Origin of the sequence: Sporosarcina sp. USHLN248 (assembly GCF_037144575.1) — a bacterium.
Lineage (GTDB): Bacteria > Bacillota > Bacilli > Bacillales_A > Planococcaceae > Sporosarcina > Sporosarcina contaminans.
Genome location: NZ_JBBCZC010000021.1, coordinates 18,839 through 37,234 on the forward strand (window position 1 = coordinate 18,839; position 18,396 = coordinate 37,234).

General features: G+C 38.0%; 17 protein-coding genes and 1 other annotated feature. Of the genes, 16 read left to right on the forward strand and 1 reads right to left on the reverse strand.

Features of this window, described 5'->3' with window-relative positions:
* Nucleotides 1–24: 24 nt before the first annotated feature.
* From acnA to WFH04_RS10240, 16 genes are all read left to right on the forward strand, one after another.
* Nucleotides 25–2,739 (forward strand): aconitate hydratase AcnA, encoded by a 2,715-nt coding sequence (acnA, locus tag WFH04_RS10165; protein WP_336823931.1) that lies wholly within the window; start codon nt 25–27, stop codon nt 2,737–2,739.
* A 170-nt stretch (nt 2,740–2,909) separates the two neighbouring features.
* Complete coding sequence (locus tag WFH04_RS10170; RefSeq protein ID WP_336823932.1) at nt 2,910–5,141, forward strand: YcdB/YcdC domain-containing protein; 2,232 nt, start codon at nt 2,910–2,912, stop codon at nt 5,139–5,141.
* Between the two features lie 691 nt (nt 5,142–5,832).
* The gene (gene thrS / locus WFH04_RS10175; protein ID WP_336823933.1) at nt 5,833–7,029 is read left to right on the forward strand and encodes a threonine--tRNA ligase; all 1,197 of its coding nucleotides are present in this window, start codon (nt 5,833–5,835) and stop codon (nt 7,027–7,029) included.
* Between the two features lie 90 nt (nt 7,030–7,119).
* Nucleotides 7,120–7,617: an RNA polymerase sigma factor gene (locus WFH04_RS10180; protein WP_336823934.1), complete on the forward strand. Its 498-nt coding sequence runs from the start codon at nt 7,120–7,122 to the stop codon at nt 7,615–7,617.
* Nucleotides 7,618–8,538 (forward strand): anti sigma factor C-terminal domain-containing protein, encoded by a 921-nt coding sequence (locus tag WFH04_RS10185; RefSeq protein WP_336823935.1) that lies wholly within the window; start codon nt 7,618–7,620, stop codon nt 8,536–8,538. It abuts the gene before it with no gap.
* Between the two features lie 120 nt (nt 8,539–8,658).
* On the forward strand, nt 8,659–9,045 hold the full coding sequence (locus WFH04_RS10190; RefSeq protein WP_336823936.1) for a hypothetical protein: 387 nt from the start codon (nt 8,659–8,661) through the stop codon (nt 9,043–9,045).
* 166 nt (nt 9,046–9,211) lie between these two features.
* On the forward strand, nt 9,212–10,084 hold the full coding sequence (locus WFH04_RS10195) for an alpha/beta fold hydrolase (protein ID WP_336823937.1): 873 nt from the start codon (nt 9,212–9,214) through the stop codon (nt 10,082–10,084).
* Between the two features lie 68 nt (nt 10,085–10,152).
* Nucleotides 10,153–10,668, forward strand: coding sequence for a nucleotidyltransferase family protein (locus WFH04_RS10200; protein ID WP_336823972.1), 516 nt, complete (start codon nt 10,153–10,155; stop codon nt 10,666–10,668).
* Nucleotides 10,669–10,779: 111 nt separating this feature from the next.
* Complete coding sequence (locus WFH04_RS10205; RefSeq protein ID WP_336823938.1) at nt 10,780–11,112, forward strand: DUF3889 domain-containing protein; 333 nt, start codon at nt 10,780–10,782, stop codon at nt 11,110–11,112.
* A 174-nt stretch (nt 11,113–11,286) separates the two neighbouring features.
* The gene (locus WFH04_RS10210) at nt 11,287–12,477 is read left to right on the forward strand and encodes an MFS transporter (RefSeq protein WP_336823939.1); all 1,191 of its coding nucleotides are present in this window, start codon (nt 11,287–11,289) and stop codon (nt 12,475–12,477) included.
* Between the two features lie 69 nt (nt 12,478–12,546).
* The gene (locus WFH04_RS10215; protein WP_336823940.1) at nt 12,547–12,771 is read left to right on the forward strand and encodes a transcriptional regulator; all 225 of its coding nucleotides are present in this window, start codon (nt 12,547–12,549) and stop codon (nt 12,769–12,771) included.
* 639 nt (nt 12,772–13,410) lie between these two features.
* The gene (locus WFH04_RS10220) at nt 13,411–13,929 is read left to right on the forward strand and encodes a GNAT family N-acetyltransferase (protein WP_336823941.1); all 519 of its coding nucleotides are present in this window, start codon (nt 13,411–13,413) and stop codon (nt 13,927–13,929) included.
* Between the two features lie 77 nt (nt 13,930–14,006).
* Nucleotides 14,007–14,933, forward strand: a complete 927-nt coding sequence (locus tag WFH04_RS10225; protein ID WP_336823942.1) for an aminoglycoside phosphotransferase family protein — start codon at nt 14,007–14,009, stop codon at nt 14,931–14,933.
* Between the two features lie 485 nt (nt 14,934–15,418).
* Nucleotides 15,419–15,652: a VOC family protein gene (locus tag WFH04_RS10230; RefSeq protein WP_336823943.1), complete on the forward strand. Its 234-nt coding sequence runs from the start codon at nt 15,419–15,421 to the stop codon at nt 15,650–15,652.
* 327 nt (nt 15,653–15,979) lie between these two features.
* The gene (locus WFH04_RS10235; RefSeq protein WP_336823944.1) at nt 15,980–16,360 is read left to right on the forward strand and encodes a hypothetical protein; all 381 of its coding nucleotides are present in this window, start codon (nt 15,980–15,982) and stop codon (nt 16,358–16,360) included.
* 73 nt (nt 16,361–16,433) lie between these two features.
* Nucleotides 16,434–16,708 (forward strand) — a binding site (T-box leader).
* Nucleotides 16,709–16,772: 64 nt separating this feature from the next.
* A complete protein-coding gene (locus tag WFH04_RS10240; RefSeq protein ID WP_336823945.1) occupies nt 16,773–17,966 on the forward strand; it encodes an MFS transporter in 1,194 nt (397 codons plus the stop codon).
* Between the two features lie 138 nt (nt 17,967–18,104).
* Here WFH04_RS10240 and qoxD read toward each other — a convergent pair whose 3' ends face one another.
* Entirely contained in the window at nt 18,105–18,395 is a 291-nt protein-coding gene (gene qoxD, locus WFH04_RS10245; RefSeq protein ID WP_336823946.1) for a cytochrome aa3 quinol oxidase subunit IV, read from the reverse strand.
* Nucleotide 18,396: the final 1 nt, after the last annotated feature.

Here is an 18,396-nt window from a genome sequence, read left to right on the forward strand (position 1 = left end):
CAGTAGATAAAGGAGGAAATCACAATGGCAAAAAGCAACTTGCACAATAGCCGCCAATCATTCGAGTTGAATGGTAAGACGTATAATTATTATCGTCTAAAAGCTCTCGAAGAAGCCGGCATTGCAAATGTTTCAAGACTGCCTTACTCAGTCAAAGTGCTACTTGAATCCGTCTTGCGCCAACATGACGGCTATGTAATTAAAGATGAACACGTTGAAAACTTGGCAAAATGGGGCAAGGATGCAGATAAGGACGCAGAAGTTCCTTTCAAGCCATCGCGCGTCATCCTACAAGACTTCACTGGAGTTCCAGTTGTAGTTGACCTTGCTTCCCTTCGTTCAGCTATGGCTGAAATGGGTGGAGATCCAAACAAAATCAATCCTGAAATTCCAGTCGATCTTGTTATCGACCACTCCGTACAAGTTGACCGCTATGGCTCGCCTGAAGCGTTAAGACTTAATATGGAGCTTGAATTCGAGCGTAACGCTGAGCGTTATCAATTCCTAAGCTGGGCGCAAAAAGCGTACGATAACTATCGTGCTGTTCCTCCTGCAACAGGTATTGTTCACCAAGTGAACCTTGAATACCTTGCAAGCGTTGTCCATGAAGTGGAAAACGAAGACGGAACATTTGAAACGTACCCGGACACACTTGTCGGTACTGACTCCCATACAACAATGATTAACGGAATCGGCGTCTTAGGATGGGGCGTAGGTGGTATCGAAGCTGAAGCGGGCATGCTTGGCCAACCGTCATACTTCCCAATTCCTGAAGTGATCGGTGTAAAACTTGTAGGAGAACTTCCAAACGGAACAACTGCGACAGACCTTGCGCTTAAAGTGACGCAAACACTTCGTGCACATGGCGTTGTTGGTAAATTCGTTGAATTCTTTGGACCTGGCGTATCTAAATTGCCGCTTGCAGACCGTGCTACAATTGCTAACATGGCTCCTGAATACGGTGCAACTTGTGGATTCTTCCCAGTGGACGAAGAGTCACTTGATTATATGCGTCTAACAGGACGTGATGAAGAGCATATTCAAGTTGTCAAGAAATATCTTGAAGAAAATGACATGTTCTTCACTGCAGATAAAGAAGATCCGACTTATACAGAAGTGATCGAAATCGATCTTACAAAAATTGAAGCAAATCTATCTGGTCCTAAACGTCCACAAGATTTGATTCCACTTTCTGAATTACAGCGTTCATTCAGAGATTCCGTAGTGGCTCCTGAAGGAAACCAAGGTTTCGGATTGACGCCTAAAGAATTCGAAAAACAAGGAACAGTCGAGTTTGCAGACGGCCGTACAGTAGGCATGAAAACTGGAGACCTTGCAATTGCAGCGATTACGTCTTGTACAAACACTTCCAACCCTTACGTTATGTTAGGCGCAGGGCTTGTTGCGAAAAAAGCTGTTGAAAAAGGACTTACACCTCCTGCATATGTAAAAACATCACTTGCACCAGGTTCAAAAGTCGTTACTGGCTACTTGGAAGACTCCGGTCTCTCTAAATACCTGGATCAAATCGGATTCAACACAGTCGGTTATGGATGTACGACATGTATCGGAAACTCCGGTCCACTTCTTCCTGAAATCGAAAAAACGATTACAGAAAACGACTTGTTAGTTTCATCTGTCCTATCCGGTAACCGTAACTTCGAAGGACGTATCCACCCACTCGTAAAAGCGAACTACTTGGCTTCACCACCGCTTGTAGTAGCTTATGCGCTTGCTGGAACAGTCGACATTGATTTCGAAAAAGATCCGATCGGCAAAGCGAAAGACGGCACAGATGTTTACTTTAAAGATATTTGGCCAACATCGGAAGAAGTGCAGGAAGTCGTAAAAGCGACGGTTACACCTGACTTGTTCCGTAAAGAGTATGCACGCGTATTCACTGAAAACGAAGCATGGAATGCAATCGAAACAACGGATGATTCCTTGTACGATTTCGATGAAAACTCAACATATATCCAAAACCCACCGTTCTTCGAAGGACTTTCGAAAGAACCGGGCGATATTAAAACATTGTCAGGCCTACGCGTCATCGGTAAGTTCGGTGATTCAATCACAACTGACCATATTTCACCTGCAGGTGCGATCGGTAAAGATACACCAGCTGGTAAATACTTGCGCGAGCGCGGTGTAGAACCACGTTACTTCAACTCATACGGTTCACGCCGTGGTAACCATGAAGTCATGATGCGCGGTACATTTGCGAATATCCGCATTCGTAACCAAATTGCAAAAGGTACAGAAGGCGGCTTCACAACGTACTGGCCGACAAAAGAAATCATGCCAATCTATGACGCAGCGATGAAATATCAAGCTGACGGTACAGGCCTTGCAATCATTGCAGGTAAAGATTATGGCATGGGCTCTTCACGTGACTGGGCTGCAAAAGGTACTTCACTACTCGGCATCAAAACAGTCATCGCGGAAAGCTATGAGCGTATCCACCGTTCAAACCTTGTCATGATGGGTGTTCTTCCACTTCAATTCATGAATGGAGATAGCGCAGAAACACTTGGCCTTACTGGCGAAGAAGAAATTAGCGTTAACATCGCAGAAGGCGTAAAACCTCGTGATATCTTGAAAGTGACAGCAACTTCAAAAGACGGCTCTGTTAAAGAGTTCGACGTATTGGCTCGTTTCGACTCCGAAGTTGAAATCGACTACTACCGTCACGGTGGAATCCTTCAAATGGTCCTTCGTGATAAAATGAAAAATAACTAATAAGTACAAAGAAGGCGTCCGAGTAAAATCGGGCGCCTTTTTTCAATTATTATTTAAAGAAAAAATATGCTTTTTTAGTCAAAGCTATGTCTTTTCTTCATTGGACAATCATACAATCTAAAGATCGCTTTCGTAGATAAAATGAAATTTTGAATATAGGAGGTTTTTGAATGAAAATGAATAAAGTCGGTATAATGTTAACCTCTTCTGTTTTGTCTTTTGGATTGTTTTCATCGATTGCCGATGCTTCGTCTATTACGAATGGACAACCAGAAAAGGCGAAGATTCAAGTTGCTGCGACTGATGCTGTCATTACAAAAGATGAGTTGATCAAGAAGTTTCGAAAAATGTTCCCAAATCAGTTTGATTATTTAACGAATAATGATTTTCAAGTGAGCAGCGCGCATATTTATCCAGAAGATGAAACGGTGCGGCATGATTTATATTTTAGTAAGACAATTAACGGGAAACGAGTATACGGTAATGTAGGCTTTATTGGGAATGAACTGGAGATTGAATACTTTTCCTATCAACCGCCTACTATAACAGATGCATTATTCCCAGCAAAAGTTTCAAAAGAAGAAGCTAAGAAAATCGCAGAAAACTTCATAAAGAAATTTCTCGATGGAAAAGACTATCAATTAGAAACAGATGCGTTACAGTATTATCCGCAACAAATATTAACAGAGCCAATTCGTTATTCATTTATTTACACACGTACACAAAATGAAGTTCCCATTGCCGATCAAAGAGTGGAAGTGTCTGTTTTAGGAAATGGTGAAGTCGTTAATTTTTACAAAATATCTCCACAGTTAAAATCTGTTACTTTTAGTGACGTTACAAAAATCATAGATAAAGAGGTCATACTAAAAAAGGTAAAAGAAAATCTTGCTGTAGATTTAAATTATCAAATAAACTATAATTACCCAACTGGAGACCGGAGTGTAGAACTCATCTATCGCCCAACAGCGAAATTGACAGGGATTGAAGCGATATCAGGGAAATGGATGACAACAAACGGATATGCAGAAGAATTATCGAAGAATACAAAAATTGATCCAATTGCAGCAAATCCATTCCCAGTAAAACAAGGGAGCATTACTGTAGAAGATGCGAAGAAAATTGCTGAACGTTTTCTAGCGATTGATTCAGATAAACTAAAATTAAAAATTGAATCCATACAGGAGATCGAAAACTATAACGGGCAGGCAGTCATCAACGTACATTATACGTATAACTATGCAAATGGAAGCTCTGGATCTAGTATAGAGATTAATAAAAATACTGGAGAAATCATCCAATACTACGACATGAAGGATTACATTTTGAGGGATATTGGAGAAGCTCCAAAAATAGATAAAATGATTCCCGAACAGGAAGCGCTTACTAAAGCCGTAAACTATTTAAAAGAATGGACCCCTTCTTATTTGCACAATTATGCAATGCCGATCGAAGAACCTTATTATGACGAAAGGGTAGGTACCTACCAATTTATTTTTCCAAGAATTATGAATGGAATTATTGTTGCAGGCGATCAAATTAGTGTAGGGATCAATGTGGATGGTTCATTAAACAGTTTATACGTCAATTATCAAGAAATAGATAATTGGCCATCCAGTGAGGAAGTGATTTCAGAGCAAAAGGCAAAGGCCATTTTGGAAGAGGCACTTGATGTTAAGCTTTCGTATATGAACCATGTGAGAGCTGAACAAGAAAACCATTATGATTTAATTTATACGCCGGTTTTTAATGATGATCCATTTAGTTATATAAATGCAACTACAGGGGAATGGAATAACATGTTTAGCAACAAAGATTCAATAACTGTTACACATCCTTGGGCGGAAGAAGAACTTAATTATTTAATTAACGCCAAAGTGATGGAAGTAAAAGATGTGAAGAACTTCACTGGCGATTCTGCAATTACAAAAGGAGAAGCTTTGAAAGTAATCCTAAATTCACTTACGTATTTCTATCACGGCAATAGTTATTACGGCCAGGAAAGCACGAATCAAACCTTTGAAAATATTGACCCTCAACATCCTCTATATGATGAGATCGAACGTGCGGTTGGAATGGGTATAATCAAAGCAGATCGCCCAACATTTGATGCTGATGCTCCGATTACAAGAGAAGAACTTTCCGTTTGGATGATCCGCGTTTTGGGATTAGAGCGGGCAGCAAAAGACAACAGTATATATAAGCTTGGCTTTTCAGATGCCGATCAAATACAAACTGAAAATACGGGCTATGTAGCAATGGCAAGCTCGATGGGTCTTATAAAAGCTGAACAAAATCATTTCAGTCCTACTCGTGAAGTGACATACGCAGAGTTGGCAGTGTCAACAATTCGTCTCGCTCATGCAATTGCTGAGAGCGGCAGAGGACTTCAGTATTATTGACGGATGCATTCGTGCAATGCTTTTCTTCACCTCGCACAAAAATAACAAATTGTCCTTGACATTCATAAACTATTCACATATAATTCAATACAATTAAAATTCATAAACATGCATTGATAAGGACATGAATCATTTCGTAAGCTTTACAGAGAACAGGATCATAGCTGAAAATCCTGTAGTGGAAGAAATGGTTTACCACCTTTGAGCTATTATAGAGGACTGCATTGGCAGAAAACTATGATCGGGAGACCGTTATCCTTTGAGCACCATGGTACTTGTTTTACTTGACAAGTTATTGTTTCAGCATGGTGGAAGTAGGGTGGTACCACGACCGCATTCGTCCCTTTATTTGGGAGGAATGCGGTTTTTTATTTGTTACAAAAGGTTAAAACTGAATAATATGCGCTGAGAAGGACACGAACCATTTTGAAAGCTTTACAGAGAACGGGATGATAGCTGAGAGTTCCGTAGTGGAAGAAATGGTTTACCACCTTTGAGCTATTATAGAGGACTGCATTGGCAGAAAACTATGATCGGGAGACCGTTATCCTTTGAGCACCATGGTACTTGTTTTACTTGACAAGTTATTGTTTCAGCATGGTGGAAGTAGGGTGGCACCACGACCGCATTCGTCCCTTTATTTGGGAGGAATGCGGTTTTTTAAATTATAAATAAAATAGGAGGAATTACAATGTCAGTACAAAAGGAAATTGAAATAAGGAACCATCGTAAATTAGGCGAGGAGCTTGAATTGTTCATGTCGTCAGAGGAATCACCGGGCATGCCGTTTTATTTGCCAAAAGGAATGATTATTCGAAATGAGTTGGAGCAATTTTGGAAACGGAAGCATCAGGAAGCGGGTTATGAGGAGATCAAAACGCCGATTATGATGAAACAGGAGCTATGGGAGCAATCCGGACATTGGGATCACTATCATGAAAACATGTACTTTTCCGATGTGGACGAACAGCAATATGCATTGAAACCGATGAACTGCCCTGGGGCGATGCTCATCTTCAACCATAAACGGAGAAGCTACAGGGAGTTGCCGATTCGCTATGCAGAATTAGGATTGGTACACCGTCACGAACTTTCTGGTTCATTGAATGGACTACTAAGAGTTCGGGCATTTACACAAGATGATGCACATCTATTCGTTCGAAAAGATCAAATTGAACGGGAAGTGGATCGTGTATTGGATTTGATCGACGAGATCTACTCGAAGTTCGGTTTTAGTTATGAAGTCGAATTATCGACAAGGCCGGAAAATTATATGGGCTCTATCGATTTGTGGAATGAAGCAGAACAATCGCTTGAAAAAGTATTGAAACAAAGAGGAATGGCCTATCGAATTAATACAGGAGATGGAGCATTTTATGGTCCGAAAATTGATTTTCACATACTGGACTCGTTAGGACGAAGCTGGCAATGCGGTACAGTTCAACTGGACTTTCAAATGCCTGGGAAGTTCAATTGTCGATACATTAATGAACAAAATGAACTTGAGTTGCCAATTATTATCCATCGTGCGATTTTCGGTTCAGTCGAAAGATTTCTTGCAATCTTAGTTGAACATTATGCAGGGGAATTCCCATTATGGCTCGCACCTGAACAAGTGAGAATCATTCCAATAGCTGATAGGCATGTTCCCTATGCCGAAGTAGTGAAGAAAGAGCTTGTTGCAAAGGGATATCGCGTAACAATAGATGACCGTGCGGAAAAGATAGGGTTGAAAATTAGGGAATCAGAGAAGCAGAAGGTTCCTTACATGATGATTGTTGGTGATCAGGAAGTTGAAAATCAAAAGGTTTCCGTCCGGAAGCGAAAAGAAGGGGATATTGGACAATTACAGCTTAATGATGCGGTAGAAATGTTATCATACCCCTGAAAAAGTGCCCCTAACGGCACTTTTTTCAAGGTTACTATTATCTTGTTCACTTTTTGCGTACAAAAACGTTATAGAAAAGGGAGGTTGAAAATGGATGAAATGACATTAGAGAAAAAACTATTCCAGTATTTACAGATTGTCCTAAATTATTTAATAAAGATGGGTGCCACTAGGGAAGATGCAGAAGATATTATCCAAAACACTGCTTATAAATTTATTAAATATATGGATGTGATACAGCCTAATACAATTAAAAGTTGGCTATTTCGCGTAGCGATCAATGAATACTACGATTTATGCAGAAAACAAAAACGAAGAAAAGAGCATATTTTATCGATTGATATGGAACAGTTATCTAAGGGGATAACAGCCGAAGAAGAAGTTTTGCAGCGAGAAACTGGCAAAGAGATAACAGAAACTTTACAAAAGGTAAGCAGCAAGCATCGTGAATTTTTAATACTAAAATATAGCACCGGTTTGACCATACAGGAAATTGCTGAGATGTATGGAATGCAACCAGATTCAGTTAAAACTACGTTATATCGAGCAAGGAAGCAATTTATAAGTAAATTTAGGAGGCAAATATAAATGGAAGAAGAAAGATTATCTTTTCATGATCCTGACTTTTCGAAACTTGTAAAAAAGGCAAAAAGAACTTCATACATAAAAAATATTGTTATTTCAGTTTTGGTCAGCCTATTATCTCTCACATTCGTATATATGGCTGGCTCGTATATAATGCAATACCGTTTAGAACGCCAATCTGAAATTGATAATGCATGGCATTATGTAAAGGGGGCAAATGTCGAGGACGCAGGAACGTCGTATATTTATTCGCCTTTTGGTGCTTCAGCGGTAAATGAACAAATTAAAAATATGGATGGAATTCTTTTCCCTTGGGGTAAACGGCAGCAGTCCTTTACGATATTCGGAAGTTCAAATTCGACTAAATCACTCAATATGTTTGGTATGGGAACAATAACTGACAAGAGAATCCCTCTATATTATCAAGGAGAGCGTGTTATAGAGTTTTTTCACCCGACCATAAATTATGAATATCTTCCTGACGAACGGAATTTACTGTTTGAAATTGATGAAAAGAAAGTTGTTGAATACGCTTTTTCATTTGATCGTTCTTATTCAATTAAAGAGGTTGAAAAAATGTTTTCGAATCATATAAGCTGGTTCTGGGTGGATACATATTCGAAAGAGGAATTGAACAGCGATGATGCAACTGGTTTTATTGGATTTGATACGTTCGGGTTCTCTCAAGCAAGCGGACCTACGTCTTTTGTCCAGCAATTAGAGTGGTTAGAGGAAAATGGTGGACAGTATAAAAAACCAACAAAGAAGATGATAAATGCATTGAAAGATAAGGGTAAATGGGAAGCTGAAAGTTTGCCTATTATAGGTGTTGTTGTGACAGGGCAACCTAATGAATTAAAACAATTTTTGGATGCACCCTATATTAGGACTGCCGTCTTAGGTGTTACGGTTGATCGATATTGAACGAGAATTTTTTTAAAAGAACCTCGAAAGGGTTCTTTTTTTTTGTTTACTATTCGCAACAGAAAACGTAATAGTATTGAAGAGTTATTAATACTTACATAAGAGAGGGAGGACTTCAAATTGAGCAAGCCTATTTTAAAATATTTTCTTATTGGGATGATTGCTTCATTCGTAGTCGTTTACGGATCTGCTATTTTGTTAGTATGGACAACTGGTGAAGCTTTTATTGACGGGGATATAGGTAACTTGAATTATGCTTATTTATCGATTTTTATCGGTTTAGGAATTGGTGCGAGTACTTTTATTCCTGCTCAACAGCAACTGCAGCCATTAATGATTGGCGGCCTGCTATTTACAATCATATTTAGTAGTTTTCATATTGTTTCAGTTTGGAATATCGAACAAGTAAATGAAGAAACCTTGTTAAGAACTTTAATCGTCTTACCGATCACAGCATTTCTGATAATGGCAGCTGCACGTATAGGAGCGAGCACAAAGTGCAGCTAAGTGCACAGAGAATCTCCTTGCGTTTGTGAACACAAAATACTTATCAATGACAGTATACTTATACTACAAGCGGTAACTATGCTTGGTTATTTTTCTATTTCTTTTCATAAATAGGAAAGTTATAATTAATTATAGTTAGAAAATATCGAACTATGGGGGCTATGACATGTGGACACAAAGATTCGTTGAAACGGCGAGAGGAACGTTTGAAATTTTTGAAAAAGGGGAAGGCGAGCCGTTAGCCGTCACTCATCTATACAGTGAATATGATGAACGTGGAAATGCGTTCGCAAATCCTTTTACGGATTATTATTATGTCTACCTCATCAATTTACGCGGAGCAGGGAAATCAGAGTGTGCACAATCAGAAGAGCAATATAGTATGAAAGAGTCCGTATTAGATTTGGAAGCGATACGAGAAGCGCTCCATTTGCCGAAATGGGGATTTGCAGGACATTCGACAGGAGGCATGCTATCTCTTGTATATGCTGTGATGCGAAAAGAATCATTAACGAAAATTATCGCTGGCGGCACTGCTGCAAGCATTGAATATAGTGCAGATCCAGACAGTATTTATTGTCGAGAAAATCCGAATTTCGAACGCATCGTTGAAATAATGAATCGACTCGATACACCAGACGTAGCATTGGAGGAAAGGCGTGCTTTAGGCCGTGAATGGAATTTGATGTCTTTTCATTCGGAAGAGAAAATGGAGTTGGCTTTTCAGAAACCAAATAGTGGCAAGACGGTCGGGGATCGATTGACGTATTTCAGAAAAGTGGACTGCAAGACGTATGATGTCAGGGATGATTTGAAACAAATTGACTTACCGGCTTATATATATGCAGGTACATACGATGCCCAATGCCCGCATAAATTCGGTGTTGAAATAGCAGAATGCCTTCCAAATGCTACATTCACTTCATTTGACTATAGCAATCATTATCCATTTTTTGAGGAAGAAGAGAAGTTTGCGGCGTTCGTCAGAAGTACTTTGAATCGTACCGAGTTAGTTTCTTCAACGAGACAGACAGACTGAATTGGAAAGAGGTAGTCCTAGTGTTAGATGAGAATAAAATCATATCTATTATTAAAGAAGACAAATGGATGATGGAGCTTCTAAAATTAGTGAAATCTTTACACTTACCAGATTGGTGGATTTGCTCCGGCTTTGTTAGATCAAAAGTATGGGATATATTACATAATTTCGAAGAAAGAACGCCCCTTGCAGATATCGATGTGATTTATTTTGATCCAAAAAATATAGACGAAGCTGCAGATCTATTTCTTGAAGAAAAATTATCTTTTCTTAACCCAACTGTCCCTTGGTCGGTAAAGAATGAAGCAAGAATGCATGTGAAAAGCAATATGCCTCCATATCAATCATCTGTCGATGCGATCTCCAAGTTTCCTGAAACAGCTACCGCTATTGGAGTAAAATTGGATGACCAAGATCGTATCGTATTAACAGCACCCCATGGCATCAAGGACTTAATAAATTTAGAAGTTAAGCCTACTATTCACTTCCAAAAGAAGAAAGAACGGATTGCCATTTATAAAAATCGAATCAACCAAAAGAATTGGAAATTGAGATGGAACCAATTAAAAATCCATTATAACTAAAAGTAATAATCGCAAATTAAATTGCAGTTACTAAGAATCTTGTTTAAAGCATCTCCAATATAGAATGATTCATGGAGAATGATTCATGCTATTCAAAAGGAGATGTGCTTAATGAGGAAAGAATTATTCATTGCATTTGCCATTACAGCAACAGCCCATTCAGTACATAGCATTCTGTTGCCAAATGTTTCTGCTCAACAACAAATTCCTTCTTATGCAAAATGGTCCCAGATCGCCATTAAAGAAACGGCATTAAAATATCCGAACGCAAATGTGATTGATTACTTGCACATAGGCAAAGTGGTGCATGATGGTATGACGATTGAAAAGTTTAAACTGTGGTTAAAAGAAGGTAACAGGGAATTCGGTATGATCGTTAACGTAAAATATCTAACGGAAACTGAACAGTTAGTCGACATTGAATTTCAAGAAACGACAAGATAAAGCAAACCGATCGCCAAGTAAAACAGAAATTTCACTATACAGTAGCAATCAAAATTTGCGATAAATTCATCCCCCGATTTATCCGTTACGTAAAGGAGAATGATAGAGATGTTTCGTCCAATTTAAAAACCCCCGAAAATAAGTAATGTAAGCTTTAAACAATGGGGGATATATATGAAATTTAATAAAAACTATTTTTTACTTGTAACCGGCCAGTCGATTGCGAATATTGGTGACGTGCTTTATATGCTCAGCGTTATTAGTACCATTTTTGCTTTAACAGGTTCGGCAGCTGCATCTTCATTTGTTCCATTTACAATTACTACGTCTATGTTTCTATCAAGTTTGTTAACGCCATTAATTATCGGAAAAGTGAATCTGAAATGGATCTTGGCAAGTTCACAAATCGGCAAAACAGTATTGCTCACTTTTCTTTGCTTGTCCTTACATGCCATTACAGTTTCCAATTATTATTTGCTTTTTATAATGATCGGGATGATTGCTTTTCTTGATGGCTGCGCGAACCCAATCAAACAGACGCTAATACCACATTACGTAAAGGATGAGCATTTGTTGAAAGCGAATGGTATATCTGAATCGGTTACGCAAACGATTCAAACGATTATGTGGTTTGCCGGAAGCCTTTTATTAGTCGCATTAGGACCAGTTCAACTAACATGGGCGGTAGTTGGCTTATTTATGATATCAAGCATGTTATTATGCCTACTCCAAAATGTAACTCATCAGAAAAACGAGGAAACAGGAAAGTTGGAGCAAATAAAAGAAGGCTGGATTAAATTATTTCAAACGCCTGTCTTGCGGAAAATCGCCTGGATTGAATCCGTTGAAACAATTGCAGGGACAGTTTGGATTGCCGCTATATTGTATGTTTTTGTAAGCGATGCATTAAACGTAGATGAAAAATGGTGGGGGTTTATTAACGGAGCATTCTTTTTCGGGTTAATTATTGGAAGTGTCTATTGTATAAAATACGCTGCTTTTATTCAAAAGAGGGTAGGAACTTCTATCTTCATTGGCTCGCTTGCGTGTTGCGTCGTAACATTGCTGTTTAGCTTTAATCGTTTCCCTATTATCGCTCTAATTTTATCATTATGCATTGGATTTTTTGGGCAATTAAAGAGCATACCTTTGGAAACAATCATACAAAAAAGTGTGCCGAAGGAGCAATTGGCTGCTGTATATACCTCTTTAGGTGCTTTAGGAACGGGCCTTTTTGGCATCAGCTCTGTCATGATGGGAATTTTGTCAGATATAATTGGCGTTCAAATGGTATTTATGTTATCTGGTGTAATGCTATTAATAGGAACGGTCGTACTATTTAGAAGTAGAAAATTGTTTACTTAAATGGAAAAACAATCAACTTTACAAGCGAACGCGCATTCTCTATAATGAAAATTAAGGAGGGGAACGTTCGTGCGTAAAGAACTTGAAAAAGCTTTGAAATTTGGAGACGTGCTGCTTATGGTGTATATGGCAAATGACGGGACAATTACGAAGCGTACAATTAAAGTGCTGCAAATCGGGAACACCTCTTTCCGTGCATTTTGCTACTTACGAAAAGGAAAACGGACGTTCAGCATCGAAAATGTACTCGCCATTATTCCTGCAAAGAGAACAGAAAAAAGAGCAATTGGTTAATAATATATTTGAATGGATGTCGCTACTGTTAGCGACATCTCAGACTGTAGACAAAGTATTTTTTCACTTTGTCTACAGTCTTTTAAAGGTTTTTAGTTATGGGATAAGTGTTTGCCCAGCTTGGCTTGAAAACGCTTGCCAGACAAGGCGCGAAGTCGAGCGAAGACCCGAATAGAACTTAAGGTTCATGAGGGGACGAGCGAGACGAGCAACGCAGTATGCGAGCGTTTGTCAACAAGCTGGGATGTCGCTACTGTTAGCGACATCTTTTTGCAATCTATAAGATAAAAATTATGGAAGAACGTAAATCTACCAATTGAAGGATTTTGGCATTATTTCTCGAATGGTATTTACTAACCATTTCTTTAGGTGTATTTAAAAATTTTTTTCTGTAGAAGAGTTTGTATAATGGTAAAAACAGACGTAATGGAAAAATAGCAGGTGGCATTTATGCGAATCCATCCATTTATAATTTTATTATTTATTGCGCCTTGACTTTTTATGGGTAAAAGTTGTTAAACCTATAAAGCGATAAGGTCATTCACATTACTTTCCATAGCAGCATTATCAATTAATACGATTTTTATTGTATTCATTGATTCATTATTCAGTCGATGGATTTTTTTAGGGGGCGTTTTAATGTTCATTCGAAAAGCGGACCTGCGAGATGCAGACGGTATTGCGAAAGTGCATGTCGATAGCTGGCGAACAACCTATGAAGGGATCGTGGCAGCATCCTATCTAGAAGGTTTGTCTTACGAACAGCGTACAGCAAATTGGAAAAGGGGAATCGGGGTGAACCCTTTATATGTTGCTGAACGTAAAGATGGTAAAATAATCGGTTTTGCAACGGGAGGAAGAGAGAGGACAGGTAAATACGATAAATATAAAGGGGAACTTTACGCAATCTATCTATTGAAAGAAGCACAAGAGCAGGGAATCGGGACTGCGTTGATTCGTGCAGTGGCAACTGAATTACAAACAACCGGATTTACTTCCATGCTTATTTGGGTCCTTGAGCAAAATCGTTCGAAGCTTTTTTACGAGCGACTTGGCGGTAAAGTAATTGATCAAACAACAATTACGATTGGTGGAGAGAAATTTATAGAAGTGGCATATGGGTGGGAGGATATTGACGTACTATTTAATAAAGCTTAGGGGTGAAGAGTTGTATTAATGCCTACAAATTCCCCTGACAAGGGAACAGAATTAGACAAGTTTAGGAGCTAATCAATATGGACATACCAAAAGAATTTCAACAGAAAATATGCAGCTGCTTTGGGAAAGACGGGGAGAAGTGGCTATTAACGTTAAATGAGAGAGTAAATCATGTTGCCGACAATTGGGGTTTAACAATAAAAGCTCCTGTATCGAATCTTTCTTATAATTACGTATTGAATGTAACAGATGCTCAACAAGTGTCTTATATATTGAAGTTAGGTGTTCCTAATTTTGATTGCCGCAACGAAATGAAAACTATGCAACTTTATAACGGAATTGGCTGCGCAAATATTGTGAAATGGGATGAAGAAAATGGGGCGATACTGCTTGAAAAAGTAGATCCGGGTACGATGCTTTCGGAAGTAACCGACGACGAACAGGCAACGACAATATTTACAGCAGTGTGGATGAAACTACGTAGAGATTTGCCTATAGATGACAATATACCGATGATAACGGAATGGGCAACTGCACTCACTCGATATATCGACAATTACAAAGAGTCGGAGGGAAAAATACCGAATGAATTTGTTTATACAGCGACGAAATACATTAAGGAATTGATGGACACTTCTGATGGTTATTGTTTATTGCACGGCGACCTGCACCATGAGAATATACTGTATTCCGAAAGCCGTGGATGGCTTGCAATTGATCCGAAGGGAGTCGGAGGGGATCCGTATTTTGACTTAATTTCATATTTGATTAATCATCTTATGGAAAAGCAAGACCCAAAGTCAGTTTTGCACCAGCGAGTTAATCAAATTTGCGAATTATTACAATTGGATTGTAAGCGTTTATTGAAAGCAGCTGTCGGTATGTCGACATTATATGCGTGTTGGGCTTTAGAAGACGGTGACCCTTATTGGGAAACTACATTTCAATGTGCTGAGTGGTTTCAAGAGTTTTTAGAAAAAGAGTTAGATGTAATGAATTTGTAAATCGAAAATCGGCAAGGCATGGACGAAGTGATTATTATGAAAGCTAAATTTAGCCTGTATAAAGGAGTAGACAATTGGCAATTTTGTTCGTATTAATCGCTTGAACAAGAGACGTTTCGTAAAGAAACATATGATTATACAATTAAGAACTGAATACTTAAATTGGAAAATAAGCGAAGTAAAAACAGATTGTTTATTACACAACTATGATTTATTTGTACATTAACTTTCCTAAGACTTGCTTATTCATTTTCTAACGATCCTCTGTTGGCACGTAAAGGAAAGAACAGATAAAAAGAGTAGATCGATTGAGAAATAATATTTTAGGAGAATATGGATAAACAGATTAAATCTTATGACATTAGGTACAAAGATATTGTCAAATCTCATTAATTTTTTAAAGAGCTTAGATTTGATACTTCCATTAGAGGGACAGAAACAAATCCATACATTATTTTTTCAGAAATGAACGAACAAGAATTGCCTTGTATCCAATAGAGGAACTATCGAAAGATGTAAACGAGGAAAATCCACCTGCTGTTACGAATGGTTTCCCGGAAATAACACTATCTTATAATGCAAAGACAGCGGAGGAAGTTGATAAGATTTTAAAAAGAGCAAAAAAAGCAGGAGCTATTCTTCAAAAAGAACCTACGGAAAATGATTGGGTGGCTATGGAGGTCATTTTACAGACCTTGATGGTTATTATTGGGAAGTAGCTTATTGGGAAAACTGGGAATTTGATAATTCAAATATGTTAGTCATTAATGATCAATAATTGGAAAGAGTTTAACTATCAGAAATTACACCACTTACAAGAAGAGCAGCAAAAGCAGCTCTTTTTTTTTCGAATTTTCTTCGGGATATGGAAGTAAGAAAAAGCATTACCGCCATTCGTCTTCTGCTGCAAGTTACCAGCTTCATCTCGCTAAGGCTAAAGGCTTAATACATTTTACAACTTCCGCTCATTCTGTTAGGAGTGAAATGGATGATATATTATATTCCGACTACAATAAAAATACTGATCAATAAAGGGAGGTTTAATCATGCGGATCAGATTTTCTTTCGTATTTTTGACTATGGTTTTAGCGATTATTGCGTTACTTTTAGGCGCTAAAAATCCAACAGGACCTAATACGGTTAGTTTTGACGAGCCATTTATATTGATGCTATCCATCGGAATGGTAATTATGTTGTTTATACCCCCATTCATTTTTTCATTTTTTAATCATATGGTCGTAAAAATCATTTCTGCTATTTATCAAGGCTTTGCAGTAATTTTGTTTTTAGGACTTGTTCCTGTCGGCTTTTTTATTCCTGATGTTTGGGTAATTGTCGTTGGTATTATAGGTATGATTGTCAGTATTTGCAGCATTATCGTAACGATTTTAGCCGGATTGAAAAATAGTAATCCTGTAGTTCGTTGAAGGTTGAACATTGTTAGGTTATTAATTCTCTCTATTTTTATTTTCACCGAACTGTGGTAATATACGATTTAATCAAATAGCGATGATGAGAAAAGTATATGTGCTTAAGCATAACAGAGAACTCCGTAAGCTGCGAAGGAGGATGTAGAAGCACATAGAAACAAGCCTCGGAGCTGCACATGGGATATTGCCTTTACAAGATTGATGATGTGCCGGTTTCTCCCGTTAATGAGATAGAGTATAAATCTACAGTTTTTGTAGACATACTTGAAAAGGTTTTTGTGGTGACACAAGAACAAACTGAGGTGGCACCGCGAACTTCTAAATTTAGGGAGTCTCGTCCTCAAGTCTATTGACTTGGGGTGAGATTCCTTTTTTGTGTTTCCAAAAAAAGAATTTAGGAGTGATCGTGATGCTTTTAAAATGGAAAAACCCCTTATTGCTTCTGTTAGGGATTGGAGTATCAAATTTAGGGGCTTGGATTTATTTGATCGCGCTTAATCTGATCGTTTTAGAGAAGACGGGTTCACCATTTGCTGTTTCCGTCCTATATATTTTAATACCAATCGCTACTTTATGTACAAATTTTTGGTCTGGAAGCTTCATCGACAGGTTAAATAAAAGGAATGTAATAATTTTCTTAGACTTATTCAGAGCAACCTTTATCATTTTGCTATCCATTATGGATTCACTTATTTTAATGTATTTATGGGTTTTTATTATTAACATTGCGAATTCGATATTCCAACCTACGTCAATGGTTTATATGACAATGCTCATCCCGAAGACAAATAGACAAAGATTTAACGCACTTAGAAATTTCATTCATTCAAGCGGATTTATCATCGGTCCTTCCATTGCGGGTTTGTTATTTATTATCGGTACTCCTAATTTAGCCATACAATTAAACGCCATAGCATTATGTATATCAGCCATCATTATCTATTTGCTTCCGAATTTAGAATTAAAGGAAGATACGATTAAGAAAGAAAAAGTAAGCTTGAGGCTAATCAAAAATGATTGGAAAGACATTCTTAGTTTTAGCAAATCAAACTCGTATATTACATTGATTTATGTCCTATTTAGCGGAATGACAGTATTTATGACTGGGTTAGATTCTTTGGAAGCCTCATTTGCAACAAAAGTGCTCTCTCTATCTGAAAGTGCTTATGGGTTTCTTGTCAGCGTTGCCGGTATCGGAATTATAATAGGCTCTATCACAAATGCTTTTTTCGCTAACCGCTGCAAAACAAATATTCTTATAGGATTCGGAGCACTCTTTACACCAATTGGTTATTTGATTTTTGCATTTTCGCATAGTTTTATTACAGCGTCGTTAGGTTTTTTCATATTGACATTTGCTCTATCATTTGCAAATACAGGCTTTTTCACTTTCTATCAAAATAATGTACCTGTAAATATAATGGGTAGATTTTCAAGTGTCCTTGGAGTATTGGAAGCATTACTGATTATAGTGTTTACAGCTGCAAATGGAGTATTGTCTGAGCTGTATGGAATTCGGTTCATCTATTTAATAGGCTCCTTTGCTTTTTTGGCTTTGGGAGTTATCATGAATTTATTCGTATTGGATCAATCCAAGAAGTAATATTATCATGAAATAAGTATAGAAAAAGGACATAACAAACCGATAAATGATTGAGAGAATAGTTATTTTAATACGTTCTCTACTTTCAGAAGAAAAATTGAAAAGGTACCTACCGATTCGGCTAGGTACCTTTTGCAATCAAATCATATTATATCCCCACAACATCGCGAACAATGTACCAAAAATGGTGACAAGCCCTACGAATAGTGCATAAGCGATATTTGTGAGCAAAGATCGTTTATCTTCATTTTCTCCGACATGCATGAAAAGGAAGAGCTGCAAGCCTGCTTGGAATAAAGCTGTGATTCCTAAAATCGTCATACCGGCTGCAAAGGTCAAATTGAATTTTACTACGACTAATGCAATAAGTGAAAGGAGGAGGGATGAAACGAATCCGATCACATGCGGGACGGGAAATAACTGTTTCATA

Coding starts and splice junctions, on each gene's coding strand:
- WFH04_RS10225 (WP_336823942.1), top strand. CDS start 14,007: ATGGACATACCAAAAGAATTTCAACAGAAAATATGCAGCTGCTTTGGG.
- qoxD (WP_336823946.1), bottom strand. CDS start 18,395: ATGAAACAGTTATTTCCCGTCCCGCATGTGATCGGATTCGTTTCATCC.
- WFH04_RS10210 (WP_336823939.1), top strand. CDS start 11,287: ATGAAATTTAATAAAAACTATTTTTTACTTGTAACCGGCCAGTCGATT.
- WFH04_RS10205 (WP_336823938.1), top strand. CDS start 10,780: ATGAGGAAAGAATTATTCATTGCATTTGCCATTACAGCAACAGCCCAT.
- WFH04_RS10235 (WP_336823944.1), top strand. CDS start 15,980: ATGCGGATCAGATTTTCTTTCGTATTTTTGACTATGGTTTTAGCGATT.
- WFH04_RS10185 (WP_336823935.1), top strand. CDS start 7,618: ATGGAAGAAGAAAGATTATCTTTTCATGATCCTGACTTTTCGAAACTT.
- thrS (WP_336823933.1), top strand. CDS start 5,833: ATGTCAGTACAAAAGGAAATTGAAATAAGGAACCATCGTAAATTAGGC.
- WFH04_RS10220 (WP_336823941.1), top strand. CDS start 13,411: ATGTTCATTCGAAAAGCGGACCTGCGAGATGCAGACGGTATTGCGAAA.
- WFH04_RS10200 (WP_336823972.1), top strand. CDS start 10,153: ATGATGGAGCTTCTAAAATTAGTGAAATCTTTACACTTACCAGATTGG.
- WFH04_RS10170 (WP_336823932.1), top strand. CDS start 2,910: ATGAAAATGAATAAAGTCGGTATAATGTTAACCTCTTCTGTTTTGTCT.
- WFH04_RS10180 (WP_336823934.1), top strand. CDS start 7,120: ATGGATGAAATGACATTAGAGAAAAAACTATTCCAGTATTTACAGATT.
- WFH04_RS10240 (WP_336823945.1), top strand. CDS start 16,773: ATGCTTTTAAAATGGAAAAACCCCTTATTGCTTCTGTTAGGGATTGGA.
- acnA (WP_336823931.1), top strand. CDS start 25: ATGGCAAAAAGCAACTTGCACAATAGCCGCCAATCATTCGAGTTGAAT.
- WFH04_RS10195 (WP_336823937.1), top strand. CDS start 9,212: ATGTGGACACAAAGATTCGTTGAAACGGCGAGAGGAACGTTTGAAATT.